The sequence below is a fragment of the Parasphingorhabdus sp. genome (assembly GCF_036963805.1).
GTDB lineage: Bacteria > Pseudomonadota > Alphaproteobacteria > Sphingomonadales > Sphingomonadaceae > Parasphingorhabdus.
Map to the genome: position 1 here is coordinate 666,126 of NZ_JBALUN010000002.1, position 15,839 is coordinate 681,964.

Genomic DNA, 15,839 nt, shown 5'->3' on the forward strand with positions numbered 1-15,839 from the left:
ATAGAATATTGGAGAATGTAAATGGCTGAAGATTTGGCTTCCATAGTCGAGAGTCCGAAAAAGCGTGGGCGGATAAAAAAATTGTCGGTTGGGATATTACTACTGATGACGCTAGGTGGTGGCGGAGCTGCTGCCGGTTATTTCGCGGCTGGCGGTATCCATAAGGATAAAGAGACCGAAGCTGATTTAAACAAGCCCCAACTCGTGTCAAAAGAGGCCGATGCCATTGCTACGACTTTGGCGGGGCTGACGGGTGAAACACAAAACCCCAATGTTGCGGAAACGGCGCTTCAGGCAAGCTATTATCCCGTTAAAACTCCCTTCACATCCAACTTGAAAAACAGCAACCATTTCGCGCAGATCTCTCTTTCTATCACCACTTATTATGACGAGCGGGTGCTGGAAAATATCAAGGAGCATGAGACGGCCCTTAGGTCCGCCATTTTGCTCACCTTAGCAGATCAGGAAATGGAAGCGCTGGCCACGCATCAGGGCAAGGAAAATCTGCAACAATTATTGACCGATGCGATTAATAAAGTGCTTGATGAAAAGACTGGCTTTGGCGGCGTGAATAATGTTTATTTCACCAGCTTTGTGGTGCAATAATGCCGAAGATAAAGCCTCATAGTTTTGCAGAAAAAACTGCCCATCGTCCGGCTGATATGTCGCCCCTGCAACGGATATCAGACCGGTTTGTTGTGCGTATCGAAACGGCTATTGAACAGGTGATCGGGCAGGCGGCGAAGGCCAGTGCGAAACCAATCGGGTTCAAGACCTACTCGCAGTGGGCGCAGGCTCTGGGGCCCTTATCCAGCCTATCGGTTTTCCGGCTATTGCCGCTGCGCGGGTCAATCATTTTGCATATGGAAGAATCGATGATCAACAGCCTGGTCAATCTCTATTTCGGCGGCGCTCTTTGCCCCGGAGTGAAGCGCCTGAAAAATGGTTTCTGGGAGACTGAATGGCAGCTGATAGAACGGCTTGTACAATCGGTTGTGGAACAGTTTTGCGCTCATTTGTCGGATCTTGGTTTGATGAAATCGGCGATGTTAGGGCATGAAACCAGCCCGTCATATGTCACCGGCTTTAAGGCCAATGAACAGGTCATGTGTCAGCCGTTCCGGATCGTGATGGATGCAGATAACGCATGGCCTGTTGAACTTGTCTATTCAGCAGAAGCCTCAGACAGTCTGATCGAGTTAATCCAAAACGGCAATGCCGAGATACCTGCAATATCCGATCCGCAATGGCAGCAGCAATGGTCCCGTGCGCTGCAACAAATCCATCTACCTCTGCGCACAATATTAGCGCAGCCAACCATGCGATTGCCGGAAGTATTCGCGATGAAGCCGGGTGATATTATCCCGATCACACCGTGGGCAAAGCCGCCCCTGTTTGTTGCCAATCATAAATTCGCGACCGGCACTTTGGGTGAGAAAAACGGCTGTGCCGCATTTAAGATAGACCATATGGAACGAAGGAACGCGCGATGAGTGACTCCAAAGCAGCGCCAACGGCAAAAGACATCAAACCGGCCAAGCAGGGGCCTGATCCCGAGAACAATAATTTCCGGCTATTATCCGACATTCCGGTCAGGCTTTCCGTCGAAGTGGGCTCGGTGTCCCGCCGTCTTGCGGATATTATGGCTTTTCATGAGGGCGAAGTTGTCGAGCTCGACAGGCAGTCCGACGACCTGCTCGACATCAAGGTCAATGGCACTTTGGTTGCCAAGGGGGAGGTCGTTACTATTGATGGCCGCTTCGGCGTCCGTATCGCGGAACTGGCCGATCAAGACATGGCTTATCCAGCTGTGGAAAGACGATGATCATGACCGCCTATATTATCAAGCTGTTGGTCTTCATGCCCCTTATGGGCGGGCTGATATATGCGGCCTTATGGTCCTATCGCAAATATCAACCAAGGCTTCTCAGCAGGCACAATGTTCACAGCATGAAAATACTGGAAACGCTTCCGATTGGAACTTTCGGGCGGTTGGTTCTGATAGAATTTGACGGGCGGGAGATCCTGCTTTCTGCAACACGAGGGCGGGTGGAACGGGTCGCTGAAAAGACCGAGGCATCATGAGCCGACTATTGTTCTTTATCGGTGCCATTGCGACTTTGTTTCTGGGTTTGGCCGAACCTGCGTTTGCACAAGGCGGCGGTGAGGCATTGAGCAAGGCGCTTGGCGATATTTCCGGTGACGGTAGGCCGCTCAGCCTATCGCTGCAGATTTTGCTGTTGATGAGCCTGCTCACGGTTTTGCCGTCCATGATCTTGATGATGAGCAGCTTCACCCGGATCATCATCGTTCTATCCATTTTGCGTCAGGCGTTGGGGTTGCAACAAACGCCCCCTAATCAGGTGCTGGTAGGGCTGGCATTATTCCTGTCGCTCTTTGTCATGCGGCCAGTGATCGATACGATCAACGTCGACGCCTATTCGCCTTATGGGGAAGGGGATATCCCGATTGAAGAAGCGATCAGCCGTTCAGGCGACGCCTTCCACGGCTTCATGATGAAACAGACGCGACAATCGGATTTGAAACTCTTCATGGAACTGGCGCAGTCCCCGCCCATCGCGCGTGCAGCCGATATTCCATTTTCAATCCTGTTACCCGCCTTTGTGACCAGCGAATTAAAGACCGCCTTCCAGATCGGCTTCCTGATATTTTTACCGTTCCTCATCATTGATCTGGTGGTCGCTTCAACCCTGATGGCGCTTGGCATGATGATGTTGTCACCGACGATCATCTCTATGCCGTTCAAGCTGCTGCTCTTTGTTCTGGTGGATGGATGGGCGCTGACGATGGGGACGCTTGCTGGATCATTTGCGGTTTAGCGCAAGGAGGCGAACATGACAGACAGTAGCGAATTTCTAATTGGCATGGCGCAGCAAACACTTTGGATAACCGCGCTGGCCGCTGCGCCGATATTGGTTCCGGCCCTGCTCGGTGGATTACTGATGGGCATGATTCAGGCCGCGACTTCGATCAACGAAGCGACGTTGAGCTTTGTTCCCAAGCTCCTCATCGTAGCCGTCATGTTGGGCATTTTTGGCGGATCGATATTATATCTGATCGTCGATTTTACCCGTGATGTTTATGACCGGATTCCGGCGCTGCTGGTTTAATTTGCCGATATGATCGCTCCGGGATTTGCAGGATTGGAGGAACAGCTCTGGTTGTGGCTTTTTGCGATGATCCGGCCCGGCGCAGCGCTCTTTGCCGCGCCGGTTACGGGGGCAAAGTTGGTCCCAGTCCAATTGCGGCTGATCGTTTCTTTGGCGATTGGCATCGCGGCGATTGGCGGCGGCCAGATTAAAATGCCCGCTGACGGGCTTATGAGCATTTCAGGATTTGTGCTTATCTTGGGAGAGCTGCTCATCGGTCTCGCTATCGGATTTGCGGTCCAGATCGGATATGCCGCTGCATTCGTCGCGGGGGAAACCATCAGCAACGCGATGGGTCTTGGCTTCGCGTCTATGTCTGATCCGCAAACCGGTCAGTCGACGCCCGTCATTGGCCAGTTTTTATCGATCATCGCAACACTGATTTTGCTCGCGATGGATGGCCATTTGATCCTCGCCTCCACCATCGTCCGCAGTTACGAATTTTTGCCGCCGGGTAGCGGCCTGATGTCGGCTGATGCCGCGTTTCGGTTAGCGAATTTTGGTGGGTCGTTGTTCGTTGCGGGGCTGGCCATTGCCTTTCCGATGGGGTCAGCATTGATATTGGTGCAGATCATCATGGGTTTGCTCGCACGATCCGCGCCGTCGATGAATTTATTCGCGGTGGGATTACCGGCAACTTTGACATTGGGTCTAGTTATGCTGGCGATGGCATCCCCCTTGATGATCGACGGCATCGCGCAATCGCTCAGCCAATCGCTGCAATTTAGCGATGATCTGGCAAGGGGCGGATAGTGACAGAGGGACCATCCGGCGGCGGTGAGAAAACCGAGGCGCCAACATCCAAACGGCTTCAGGACAGTGCGAAAAAAGGTGATGTCCTGCAATCGAAAGAATTGGGCGGGGCGATGATTGTCGCTGCGGGCGCTTTGGGCTTTGCGATGATGGGTGGGATTTTAATGGATGCGCTGGCACAGATGGTCGCTAGCGGTTTGGCCATAGAACGCAGCGATATCGAATATTTCAATCCTGCTGATCAAGCCTATCGCCATCTTGCCAAAATCATTCTGCCGTTTATCGGCCTGTTTGGAATAACGATAGTGGCGTCCATTGCGACACCTATGCTTCTTGGCTCACTAGGCTTCCGCTGGTCCGCGATAAAACCGAAAGGGGACAAGCTGAATCCGCTCAATGGGCTTAAACGGATGTTCGGCACACGCGGGTTGATCGAACTGGCGAAATCCTTGGCGAAGGTAATCCTGCTCGGTTGTATCGGGCTTTGGCTGGTCTATTCCAATCTGCCCTATATGTTCGCACTGGGCAGTCAGGATATCCGATTGGCAGTCGGGCAATTTGGTGATCTTTTCATCATGATCATTATGTTCATGGCCATCGGTTTTTTCGTCATTGCGGGCATTGATGTGCCTGCCCAAATATTCCAGCGTGGAAACCGGCTGCGGATGACGAAGCAAGAGGTGAAAGACGAGTATAAGGATAGCGAAGGGTCGCCAGAACTGAAATCCGCCATGCGCCGAAAACAGCAGGAAACCCTGTCTCGTTCTGCGCGCAAGGCGATGGAAGAGGCGACGGTGATCCTTAATAATCCAACCCATTTTTCTGTGGCTTTGCGCTATCGTCCGGGGATGGATGCGGTCCCTATCGTTGTCGCGCGGGGCAGGGGGGAAGCTGCCGATGCTATCCGGACATTGGCCGAAGAAAGGTCCGTGCCGATGCTGCAATATCCAATGCTGACGCGCGCCATTTATTTTACAACACCGGTCGGCGGTATGATTGACGAGCGGCTATATGTTGCGGTTGCCACGGTGCTCGCATTTCTGTTCCGGCTCGATGCACAAATGGCCGAGCAGCAGGACCGGCCCCATGTCGATCTACCGGAGGAATTGCATTTTGATAGCAACGGAAATCAAAAGCCAGATCGCTAATCTAAACCTATTCCAACAGCTGTCGTACTTAGGAACATGTTTGATTCAATATCCAATCTGATCAGTTCCGGCACCGGCGTGAATAGCGCCCAGCTTGTCGCTGACCTACTCGCCGCTACCCGCGAACCTAAGGAAGCCGTTTTACAGAGACGCGAAAATGCGAATAATCTGAAAATATCCGCTTTGGCGTCGGCCGCATCTTCGCTTGATACATTTGCGGCTGCGTTAAGCGCGCTGTTGGATGGCCGCGCCTTTGCCGGTGATCTGACGTCGAGCCAACCGTCGCTGGCCAGTGTGAACTTCATTGACGGCACCCGCCCGCAGGGACTTCCTGCAACGCTCAAAATAAACCAAATCGCCTCTGCACGCCGACTGGCATCACAGCCGGTAACGGATAGCAATGTTTCGGTCGGTCCCGGGACAATGACTATCACCAATGGCGGTCAAAGTTTCGATGTTATATTGACCGCCGGTACCGATAGCCTTGCCGATCTGGCCGCGGCGATCAACGGTGCGGCATCGGGTATTTCCGCTTCCGTTATCACGGATAATGCCGGTGCCCGTCTGGTGTTAGAGGGACCGGTAGGGGGCGATCAAACCTTTGAAGTTAGCGGTGATTTTACCGATTTTAACTATCCGCCCGGCGGTACAATGACGTTGATGAGCGAGGCCGCCGATGCCCTTATCAATATCGATGGATTGGATTTGCGCTATGGCAGCAACCTTATTGAAAACGCAATTCCGGGCGTGTCGATTAATCTGAATGCCGCATCGCCGGGGACCGCAATTCATATAAGCGGAGACCGGCCGACCAGCACTGTGGCTGATCTGGTTTCCGAATTTGTCGATGCCTATAATCAGTTGCGCACGGCCCTGAACGACGCAACTGCGGCGGGGGCGAGCAGCGACACTTCCGGGCCTCTGGCTGGTGATGCCGGGATTAGGGAGATGTTGCGGTCGCTGGGGCAAATTAATACAGCTACATTGGCAAGCAGCGGCCCCTATCGGACCTTGTCCGACATTGGTGTAAAAACCAACCGCGACGGAACGCTTTCGATAGATAAGGTCCGGCTGGATGCGGTACTCGCAAATGATTCCGACGCGGTCTCCAACATGCTCGATCCGTTAGTGAAGGATGCAAGCAATCCTGGAATATCAGGGGTGTTACAAGCCATCAGAGACCGGTTGCAGGATGAAAATGGCGCGCTCGAAACGTCAAAAAAACGACTAGACAAGATTAAGGAAAACCTGGCGAGCGCTTGGACAAAGCTGAACGAAGATAGCGAGCAATATGAGATTCAGTTGCGGCGCAGTTTCGCGACGATGGACCGTCAGTTGGTTCTGCTCAACGCTACGCAAAGCTATTTGACCCAGCAGATTGCGATCTGGAATAACAGCGATAACTAGCCCCTCCGTGAAGGAATATGGTGATGTATAATATGAGCTTTGCCCAATCCAGCTACGCATCAGCCGGAAAAAGAGCGCGGGTGCTAAATGCTAATAGCCATGAATTAATCGCCTTTTTGTTCGACGAATTGATTAACTTGCTGGATGAGATTCTGGTGATCCATAAGCGTGATAAATCCAGCGCCATACCGGATCAGCAAGCCATGGCGTTGACCATTGTGGATTCGTTGATGGTCAGTCTGGATTTCGAAAAGGGCGGCAATTTGGCAATGACCCTGCACCGGCTTTATGGACAGGTCCGCGAATTAATCGCCGCAAAAGATGCGGACAACCAGATAAGAAATAACCGTGCGGCGCATCAGATGATCTCAGAAATTTACGCCGCTTGGGCGGAAATCGGATGAGCGCTAATTACCGCTCGAAACAATTTTTCGCCAAAGCCGATAGCCTTTATAAACCAGAAACAGGCAGAGGATGAGCAGCACGGACGCGATGATCAGCGCCGCGACCGGATTAGTGAACGCGAGGATGAGCAATCCGCCAGCCGCAATATCTTCGCCGGTTGAAACGACGGCATTGCTGACGGGTTCGGGACTGGTGTTTACAATCGCCCGCGCGCCGGCTTTCGCGCCATGGCTGATCAACGCCGCGCCGCCACCTAACAGGAAAATAATGACCTGCCATGCGGGGTCTCCAGAATCGACGACAGCCAGTGCCAGCAGCGCGCCGCCTAATGGCCGGATAAAGGTATGAATTGTGTCCCAGACACTATCCAGCCATAATATCTTATCCGCAAAAAATTCCGCCAACGCGCCCAGAGCGCTGATACCAAGAACCCACGGATTGGCCAAAGCGTCGAGCATTTGTAGATTTTCGGGCAGGCTGATCCAATGTAATCGCATAGCAAGGCCGGTCACAAAGACCGTCAAATATAGTCGCCAACCAGATAAAAGGCTTACGCTACCAGCCAATCCCAGAATTTCGATAATTCCCATGGCTGTTGATTGCCACGATCGGCGCCCGTTGGCAAATCGCGACACGGTGGCGATCACTTGCGCTATGGGTTTACATTCGCCAGCCATGCTGTTCATATACAAACATGACTGATAAAAATAAGCCGAATAGAGTGGATGCCTTAACCGGAAAACCAATGTCAAAACCGATTCCAGCCTCAACATTGGTAATATTTCGCGATCAACCGGGTAGCGCGGCTCCGGACCTGTTGATGGTGGAACGCTCGCCCAAAATGGCCTTCGCTGCGGGAGCAGCCGTGTTTCCTGGTGGCCGGATCGATGAAGCCGATTATGTTTTTGCCAAAGATTTGGGCCATGACGATATCGATGAATATGGCGCACGCATTGCCGCAATCCGTGAATCGATTGAAGAAACCGGTATAGCGGTTGCGGTGGATGGTGACATCGCACCGCGTCGGATCATTGACGCCCGCGCCGCGCTGCATGAAGGCACGGTTTTGGCTGATATATGTAACCAGTTTGACTGGCAGTTAAGTCTGGACAAGCTGCTCCCATTTGCTCGCTGGTGTCCACCTTTTGCCGAACACCGTATTTTTGATACGCGTTTCTACCTCATTGCCCATGACGATCACGGCGCAGAGGCCACTGTCGACGAAACTGAAAATTACAATCTGTTCTGGAACAGTGCAGAGGCCGTGCTGGGAAAGGCTGATGCCGGAAAAATAAAAATCATCTTCCCGACCAGACGCAATCTAGAACGGCTTGCACAATTTGGATCTTTTGCAGAGGCTGTGGAACATAGCCGCCAATATCCTGTATCGATGGTATCTCCTACGGTCGAGCAGCGCGATGATGGAATGCATTTGTGCATTCCAGAAGGGCGAGGATATCCCATCACGTCAGAATTGCTGGATACGGCGATGCGCGGTTAAGAATGAAAGAAGGATTGGTGCACTCGACATCATAATAATGGGCACTCAAATCATTGGGAAATTTCAGTTGTTTTGCCGGAATAATAAAGGTTATGTCGAAATTTCACCGTGACTTCAGTTGCCAATATAAATTTGCGCAACTGGGCTGATTGCGGACTTCTGGGTTTTGGAAAACTAGGCTTGAAATCGGGCATTGGGTCATCGGGCCTCACAATTACTGTTTACGCCCCAGTTTGCGAGGTTCCCCCGTTTATTGCTATTTCGGGTCGGAGACCTTCCTACTAAATTGAGTTAGCTAGGCTAGACTGATGATGACAGAGACGAGACAGGGCTAGGCGCTGATCGTACCATCACAAGCTCCGGCACCTGGTTGATCTAGTTGGTTCTGGATAAACCCCACATTGTAACAAAAACGACCTAGATCGCTATTAACAAGCTTTTTACAGCTTGCCGGCAACTTTCCGTGCGTCCGCCCATCCTATCCGCTCCCCAAGCGAGCGACAGGGCGAATAACGCGAACCAGGGCTTAGAGGCTGCCATTCACTAAACTGCGGTTATCTGCATCAACTGCCCTGTCGTCTTGCCGGGGCGAGGGAGAAATTATGCGTTCTGAATTAATCTACGTTACGCGTCTTAGGTCTACTTTGATCGGGGGAGCGGCGGCTCTTTCTGTTATGGCACCATTCACTGCTGTCTTGGCACAATCTCCCAACACAGTGCTTTCTGGCAAGATATCGCAGGCCGATAGCGGAGCGATGCTTTCCGGCGCAGTCGTAACCATCCAAGAGACCGGGCAAACTGCTGTCACCGACGATCAAGGCTTCTATCGTTTCGGAGGTATTCAACCCGGCAGCTACACGGTAAGTGTGGACTATATCGGCTATCCTACACGCACCGGACGGGTCACTGTCGCAAGTGGCAATACCGGTTGGAATATTAAGCTAGGGGAGAATGAGAGCGGCACTATCCTGGTGATCGGTCAACGCGGGGCACAGGCGAAAGCATTAAGCAAACAGCGCGCATCGGACAATGTCCGCAACGTCGTGTCGGCCGATCAAGCCGGACGTTTCCCCGATTTCAACGCAGCAGAATCGTTACGCCGCGTGCCCGGCGTCTCTGTGCAACGCGAGGTCGCTGGCGGTGAGGGTCGTTACATCTCGATCCGTGGTCTCGATAGCGGGCTAAACAACACACAGGTAAACGGGATGAACGCAGCGCAGCTGGAAAAAGAAAACCGGCGCGTTCCGCTCGACATGATCCAGACCAGCGCTCTCTCTTCGATCACTGTACATAAGACGCTGCTGCCGGACCAAGAAGCGGATGGGATCGGCGGCGCAGTGGTGCTGGAGACAGCAACAGCATTCGATTACCGTAAGCCTGTGATCGATATAACCGTGGCCGGTTTTTACCATGATCTGGCAAACAAATTCTCGCCACAGGTTCAGGCCACACTGGCAACCAAATTCGGTGCGGATGATCGATTCGGCATTCTCGTCTCTGGCGCTTGGTCGAAACGCGAGACCAAGGGCTTTGTTTTTTATCAGGACGAAGATTATCTGAGCTTTGTCGAGGACGATCCGTCGAGTGGCGTCACCCCGCTCCAATATCATCTGACCGAATATGAAAATGATCGCGAGAATGTCTCGGCCAATATCGCGCTGAACTGGGCTGCGACGGATACTACCGAATTTACCTTCAAGGGCAGCTTCAATCGATTGTTCGACAAGGAATTAAGCCGCGCGCTCTATTTCGAAGGTGGCACGGAGGATTATGACGACGATGGTAATCTGATCCTGACCGAACCGGGCACTGCGAATGTCTTCAACCAATATGAAGAGACTGAACTGACCCAGCAAAGCTATGTGCTGAACGGCGTCACCCGGACAGGTGCATTCACCTTCGATTATGGGATCGGTTATTCCACAGGCAAGCGGGAAGAGCCATTTGACAACGAAATAGCCTTCACCAAGGAGCTGGACAGCAACCTGTTCGGCTATGATTTCTCCGGCCGGTTTCCGCGGCCAAACCTGTCGGCGGCCGATATCGCCGCTATCGCCGATCCGGACGGTTATGAGCTAGGCTATAATGATATTGACATCGATACATCGGAAAACTCCCGCTATGCAGCGCATCTGGACCTTACTTATGAGCCGACCTCATCGTGGCTGCGGACAATCAAGGCCGGTGTAAAGGTCGAGCGTTCGAGCCGAACCCTGTTCGAGGGCAATGTCATGGAACTGAGTGGGCCGCTGACACTCAGTCAATTCGGCACCGGAAAACTCGTGGACACAGGTGTGGTTGGCGCGCCCTATGCACCCTATCTCTCGTTTAATATCGCTAATCTCAAGGACTGGAAAAACTATGCACAGGGCCTGATTGATGGCAGCCCGGGTTTCGAGAACGAATATGTCGAGGACGGCGCTATTCCGCAGGACGAGGATAGCTACACCAGCGACGAGGATATTTATGCCGGCTATATCATGGCAAAGGGTGTATGGGACAAGTTGGAGGTCATCGGCGGCGTTCGCCTCGATCACACCCGCATCTCGTCGGATAATTTCGAGCTGTTAGAGTTGGAAGGCCAGGATCCCATATATAATAGGGTAAAGGGCAAGGCGAACTACACCAGCGTCTTGCCGCGTTTGCAGATTAACTATCGCGCATCAAACAATCTTGTGCTGCGGGGCGCCTTCTACACCTCAATCGCAAGACCTGAACCACTCTATATCTCTGGAGCAACAGAGATTGAGGAAGATGATGGAGAAGTGGATGTGACTCTAGGCAACCCGGACCTGAAGCCAGCCTATGCCAAAAATTTTGACCTCAGCGTAGAACGCTATTTTGGATCAGTCGGGCTCATCTCCGGCGGGCTGTTCTACAAGAAGATTGATCGCTTCATATTCAGCGGTATTGCCCCGGAAACGGAGGGCGACCGCGCGCGATTTGAAAATGATCCTCGGCTGGTGGGCAAGGTGATTGACGATGTCACCACCTATACCAATGGCGAAAGCGCGGAAATCTATGGTATCGAACTCAACGTTGTCCGCCAATTCCCCGAATTACCCGGCGCGCTAGGCGGGCTGGGCATTTATACCAATGCCACTTTTCAGCGCAGCAAGGCCGATACCGGTATCGAGGATGTCTCAAAGGATGACTTCTTCAATGCTCCAAATATTATCTTCACTGCTGCCGGAACTTATCAGAAATACGGGATTGAGGGAACATTGGCATATAGCTGGCGGGATCGGCAAGCTGTGCGTTTCTCAAGCTACAACATACGGATTGTGGAAGAGCCTTATGGTTCACTCGACGGTCAGATCCGCTATGCGGTAAACTCGCAGTTCAAATTGTTCGTGAACGCCGTCGACGTGCTGAACTCTGGCAAAGATCCGATCGTGGACGAGCGTTATGGCAAGGGCAGCCGGCTGTTGGAGGGCGCAACCTATACCGGGCGGACCATAACTTTCGGTATCAACGCCTCGTTTTGAATGACATGACCGACACCGATCCCTCATATTGGCCCGCATTTGTCCGCAACGACAAATGCGGGCGGGTCGCAGCGCGTTCACCAGCTAAAGCGCTGCCGCTTTCAGCTCTTATCGATCGTCGGCAGCTGCTGATGAGGGCCGCGGCCGCAGTCGCTGTGACCAGCATAGTCCCCTTTACCGACCGAGCATATGGCGCTGCCAAACCGCCACCGTTCGCGTTTGAAGAGATCGCAGCGATTGCGGCGTCCCAGGACCGATTGCCGCCCGGCTATGAACGACAGATCGTGATCCGGTGGGGCGATCCGCTGTTCGCTGACGCGCACGGCTTCGATTTCACTGGGCAGACCGCGGAAAGGGCGCGCCGGCAGTTCGGCTATAATAATGATTATACCGCCTTCATACCTCTGCCCTTTGGCTCGGAGCGCTCAGATCATGGCCTTTTGGTCATCAATCATGAGTATCCTCTGCCGCAGCTGATGTTCCCGGATTTAAATGCTGATAAGGTCGCTGACTCCATTAGTCGCGAACAGGTTGACATCTGCATGACGTCTTGCGGCGTCTCGATAATGGAAGTCCGCCAACGCGGTGGCGCGTGGCAGGTCGATACGGCGAGCGCCTATAATCGCCGGATCACGGCTGGCACGCCAGTGAATATCTCAGGGCCTGTGGCCGGTCACGAGAAGCTTCGAACCAGCGCCGATCCTCAGGGGACACGTGTGTCGGGCACACATGACAATTGCAATGGCGGGCTGACCCCCTGGGGCACTATCTTGACCTGTGAAGAAGGTTCAGCGGATTTCTTTGCCGGCAATGTCGATCGACATCCGGATCGAGCGCATATGAAGCGCAATCATTATGAGAGTTCAGCCTATGGCCGTTATGGCTGGGCGCGTTTTCACGAGCGCTTCGATTTTAATGCCGAGCCCAATGAACCCAATCGCTTCGAATGGGTGGTGGAGATCGATCCCTTCAATCCCGATCTTCCACCGGTAAAGCGCACAGCGCTCGGTCGCTTCGCTCATGAAGGCGCGCATTGCGCCCTCACTGCGGATGGGCGCGTCGTTGTTTATCTAGGCGACGATTGGGAATATGAATATTGCTATCGCTTCGTCAGTGACCGACGGGTCAACCCAGTGAACCGAACTGCCAACCGAGATCTACTCGATCATGGCACTCTGTCCGTCGCACGGTTCGACACCGACGGCACAGTGCGCTGGCTGCCGCTGGTCTGGGGACAGGGTCCGTTGACCCCTGACAACGGCTTTGCCGATCAAGCCGATGTCTCGCTCTACACCCGTCGCGCGGCAGATTTGATGGGCGCGACCCCGATGGATTCGCCAGAGGGCTTTGAACCGGACCCGATTAGCGGCCATGTTTTTATCGCCTTAACCGGCAATGAGGAGCGCAAGGTGAGTGAGATCAATTGTGCCAACCCGAGACCGGCCAATAAACATGGTCATATACTGGAGTTAGTGCCCCCGATGGTCTGCGGCAAAGTCGATCATGGAGCGGAACAATTCGATTGGCATGTCTTCCTGCTATGCGGAAATCCGGAAAACGCATCCGATGGTGCCGACTTTCATCCGGCCACATCGGCAAATGGTTGGTTTGTCGAACCCGACAATATCGGGTTCGATCCGGCAGGACGACTATGGATATGTAGCGACGGCCCCGGTTCGCGCAAGATGGACGGCCTTTGGGCCATGCACACGCACGGTACGGCTGCCCCGATACCGCGCCTCTTTTATACACCGCCGATTCAGGCTGAATGCTGCAGTCCCGCTTTCACGCCGGATGGTAGGACGATGTTCCTGTCCATTCAGCACCCCTCGGAAAAGGCGATGAATGTCGGTGAAGCACTAACCGGATGGCCAGATTTTTCTCCAGGAATACCTCCGCGCCCATCCGTGATTGCCATTCAACGCAATGACGGCGCGCCAATATAGATGCGATACATCCGATATAGATACGCGAACGCGACACCCGCTCCGGTTCGAGACGTGCAGAAAATTGCACGCTAAAGGAGAGCAATCCTAGAAGAAAGCCTTTGGCAACGAAACGTAAAAAGCGACAATTCTAGGAGCGCTCCAATTCAAGTCATTTCCGCCAGAGAAGCTGCTTCCCGGAACCGGCCATTTGATCAGCAACCCTTGTGCCTTCTCGTTGCGGGTCCTTCAGAAACGATTACGCACAAGACTTATCCGTGAGTAGTATGGCCTCAGCCTTAGCAGTTACGTCAGACCGAGGATGACAATGGAACTTAATAGAGGCCCACCTCGATGTTAACGAGCGCCGTGTAGGAAGGTAACTACCAACAGCAACCATCATTGGCTATTGCTCCGAACATGCTGGAGGGAAACTTTTCCGCTGACTCGCAGAACCGCAAATGGGTCGGCGATATCAGTTATGTGTTGACCGCAGAGGGGTGGTTGTACCTCGCCGTAGTCCTTCATCTGCATAGGGATCAAGCAGGATCAGGCGATCTGGGCTGTGGATATGGCAGTGAGCCTGCGCAAACCATCTGAAGGCTGTATCTTCCACTCGGACCGCGGCAGCCGATATTGCGCCCATCATTGTCAAAAAACATGCTGACATCTTTCTTTAGAATGTTTCGGCGGTTTCGATAATATGCATGAGCGTACGGTCCTTGTTGCGCGCAAAACCAAGCATATAGTTTTTGACTGGGAACCAATTCAGTTTTTCGAGCGTTAGCCATTAAGATCGAAAAGGAGAGCCCATGAAAACTCCAGCTAAGAAACACATGTTAATCAGAGATAGCGAAAAAGCGGTTTCCTTATGTAACAAAGCCAGCATCCAATAGCTTGGATCAGGTATTTCGTCTCGCAAACCAATTTTTGTCCCAAATTATGGAGTTTGAAGTGATAAGTGAGATGGAAATCTTGCGCTGGACAGCCAGCATTTCGGGAATGGTCGCTGCAGTTCTGGTGGCGCTGAATGCCAGCGCGAAAATTACAGGCTTTGGATTCGTTATTTTCACCGGCTCGTCGATAGTTTGGATTGTGGCTGCACTGCTTGATGGTAATAATCCACTGGCTACCCAAAACCTGGTTTTGCTGGGGATCAATATATTTGGGGTTTATCGCTATTTATTGCGAAAACCTAAAACGAAATCCGCTAATGTCGATGCTCGATAAATGTACCAATAGCTATTGCTTATCCAACATTTCCAAAGCCTCATTAACTAATCGTTCTTGGTCTGCCAAACTTGCCTCCTTCTTGGCTGATATTGGATTGGATGCACTCATGCCCTCGCCCTCGGCTATGAGACGATTATCGATATCGGTTTTCCAGCTTACAAGCATTTTTCGTTTGGAAACTTTATCAAGATCGGGATCAGTAACAATATCTGCAGGCAATTTATATTCATGGTGTCCGATATCTTTGTCTCCAGACCCGGAAACATTATTTGTGGGCTGTTTGGTCATAATAATCTCCCAATGATGGTACTTACCAACAAACGCTAGACCGTCCGAAAAGTTCCCCTGGTTGAAATTGATAGTGCCCGAGCCATGGCTGCCGTACAGCGAATAAAAAACGGCGCATTTTCTATCCGGCGAAGATATTAACAAGCCACTTGAAGCTATCCGCAAGGTCGTGCCCGATATCGCCTTATTCGGAACGATTTCGGAGTCGCTTTTAGGCGAATATGAAATATCGGATCTGGAAGCAATCGATCAAGCCATCGCCCCACGGCAAGCTGCTGAGGATCCCATGTATGAAGCAGAAGGTGTATTTACACTTGTAATATGTCCCCCGTCAGCATTCAATAGACAGACTGGCTGCATAAAATAAGTGAGTGTTTTGGTTTCATTGCAGTGACTGTAAGGAACGGAAATGAAACCAAAACACTCAAAAGCCCCCGCGCAAGCGGTGGTCAAAGATATCCGCAGAGCGACCCGCAAACAGTATAGCGCGGAAGAGAAGATACGGATCGTGCTGGAAGGTC

The 15,839-nt window shown here is 52.4% G+C and carries 16 protein-coding genes and 1 pseudogene; 15 read left to right on the forward strand and 2 right to left on the reverse strand.

The window, feature by feature from the left end; genetic code table 11:
* The first annotated feature begins 21 nt into the window (after positions 1-21).
* From V7676_RS09895 to V7676_RS09940, 10 genes are read left to right on the forward strand one after another with little or no spacing between them, the layout of a single operon-like run.
* Positions 22-606: a flagellar basal body-associated FliL family protein gene (locus V7676_RS09895; protein ID WP_335659519.1), complete on the forward strand. Its 585-nt coding sequence runs from the start codon at positions 22-24 to the stop codon at positions 604-606.
* Complete coding sequence (locus V7676_RS09900) at positions 606-1,493, forward strand: FliM/FliN family flagellar motor switch protein (protein WP_335659520.1); 888 nt, start codon at positions 606-608, stop codon at positions 1,491-1,493. The genes V7676_RS09895 and V7676_RS09900 overlap by 1 nt, the downstream gene beginning before the upstream one ends.
* Positions 1,490-1,825 carry a flagellar motor switch protein FliN gene (gene fliN, locus V7676_RS09905; RefSeq protein WP_335659521.1) on the forward strand — a complete coding sequence of 112 codons (336 nt, stop codon included), beginning with the start codon at positions 1,490-1,492 and terminating at the stop codon, positions 1,823-1,825. The genes V7676_RS09900 and fliN overlap by 4 nt, the downstream gene beginning before the upstream one ends.
* Positions 1,826-1,827: 2 nt before the next feature.
* The gene (locus V7676_RS09910) at positions 1,828-2,085 is read left to right on the forward strand and encodes a flagellar biosynthetic protein FliO (protein WP_335659522.1); all 258 of its coding nucleotides are present in this window, start codon (positions 1,828-1,830) and stop codon (positions 2,083-2,085) included.
* A complete protein-coding gene (gene fliP / locus V7676_RS09915) occupies positions 2,082-2,840 on the forward strand; it encodes a flagellar type III secretion system pore protein FliP (protein WP_335659523.1) in 759 nt (252 codons plus the stop codon). Before V7676_RS09910 ends, fliP begins: the two co-directional genes overlap by 4 nt.
* A gap of 15 nt (positions 2,841-2,855) precedes the next feature.
* A complete protein-coding gene (locus V7676_RS09920) occupies positions 2,856-3,131 on the forward strand; it encodes a flagellar biosynthetic protein FliQ (protein ID WP_335659524.1) in 276 nt (91 codons plus the stop codon).
* Positions 3,132-3,140: 9 nt separating this feature from the next.
* A complete protein-coding gene (gene fliR / locus V7676_RS09925; protein WP_335659525.1) occupies positions 3,141-3,923 on the forward strand; it encodes a flagellar biosynthetic protein FliR in 783 nt (260 codons plus the stop codon).
* A complete protein-coding gene (locus V7676_RS09930; RefSeq protein ID WP_335659526.1) occupies positions 3,923-5,071 on the forward strand; it encodes an EscU/YscU/HrcU family type III secretion system export apparatus switch protein in 1,149 nt (382 codons plus the stop codon). The genes fliR and V7676_RS09930 overlap by 1 nt, the downstream gene beginning before the upstream one ends.
* A gap of 36 nt (positions 5,072-5,107) precedes the next feature.
* A complete protein-coding gene (gene fliD / locus V7676_RS09935) occupies positions 5,108-6,478 on the forward strand; it encodes a flagellar filament capping protein FliD (RefSeq protein ID WP_335659527.1) in 1,371 nt (456 codons plus the stop codon).
* A 23-nt stretch (positions 6,479-6,501) separates the two neighbouring features.
* A complete protein-coding gene (locus V7676_RS09940; RefSeq protein ID WP_335659528.1) occupies positions 6,502-6,882 on the forward strand; it encodes a flagellar export chaperone FliS in 381 nt (126 codons plus the stop codon).
* Positions 6,883-6,885: 3 nt separating this feature from the next.
* Here the strand turns inward: V7676_RS09940 and V7676_RS09945 are convergent, their stop codons facing one another.
* Positions 6,886-7,473, reverse strand: coding sequence for a DUF4126 domain-containing protein (locus V7676_RS09945; RefSeq protein WP_335659529.1), 588 nt, complete (start codon positions 7,471-7,473; stop codon positions 6,886-6,888).
* Positions 7,474-7,628: 155 nt separating this feature from the next.
* Here V7676_RS09945 and V7676_RS09950 point away from each other — a divergent pair, with 155 nt between their 5' ends.
* The 5 genes and pseudogenes from V7676_RS09950 (at position 7,629) to V7676_RS09965 (ending at position 15,027) form a co-directional block, all read left to right on the forward strand.
* The gene (locus tag V7676_RS09950) at positions 7,629-8,384 is read left to right on the forward strand and encodes an NUDIX hydrolase (RefSeq protein ID WP_335659530.1); all 756 of its coding nucleotides are present in this window, start codon (positions 7,629-7,631) and stop codon (positions 8,382-8,384) included.
* A 602-nt stretch (positions 8,385-8,986) separates the two neighbouring features.
* Positions 8,987-11,872: a TonB-dependent receptor gene (locus V7676_RS09955; protein ID WP_335659531.1), complete on the forward strand. Its 2,886-nt coding sequence runs from the start codon at positions 8,987-8,989 to the stop codon at positions 11,870-11,872.
* A 5-nt stretch (positions 11,873-11,877) separates the two neighbouring features.
* Positions 11,878-13,818 carry a PhoX family protein gene (locus V7676_RS09960; protein WP_335659532.1) on the forward strand — a complete coding sequence of 647 codons (1,941 nt, stop codon included), beginning with the start codon at positions 11,878-11,880 and terminating at the stop codon, positions 13,816-13,818.
* A gap of 271 nt (positions 13,819-14,089) precedes the next feature.
* Positions 14,090-14,455, forward strand: a pseudogene (locus tag V7676_RS18840) (IS3 family transposase); the annotation flags it as partial.
* A gap of 284 nt (positions 14,456-14,739) precedes the next feature.
* Positions 14,740-15,027, forward strand: a complete 288-nt coding sequence (locus V7676_RS09965) for a hypothetical protein (RefSeq protein ID WP_335659533.1) — start codon at positions 14,740-14,742, stop codon at positions 15,025-15,027.
* Positions 15,028-15,039: 12 nt separating this feature from the next.
* On the opposite strand, the gene V7676_RS09970 is transcribed toward V7676_RS09965, so the two are convergent.
* Positions 15,040-15,318: a hypothetical protein gene (locus V7676_RS09970; protein ID WP_335659534.1), complete on the reverse strand. Its 279-nt coding sequence runs from the start codon at positions 15,316-15,318 to the stop codon at positions 15,040-15,042.
* Between the last annotated feature and the right edge of the window lie 521 nt (positions 15,319-15,839).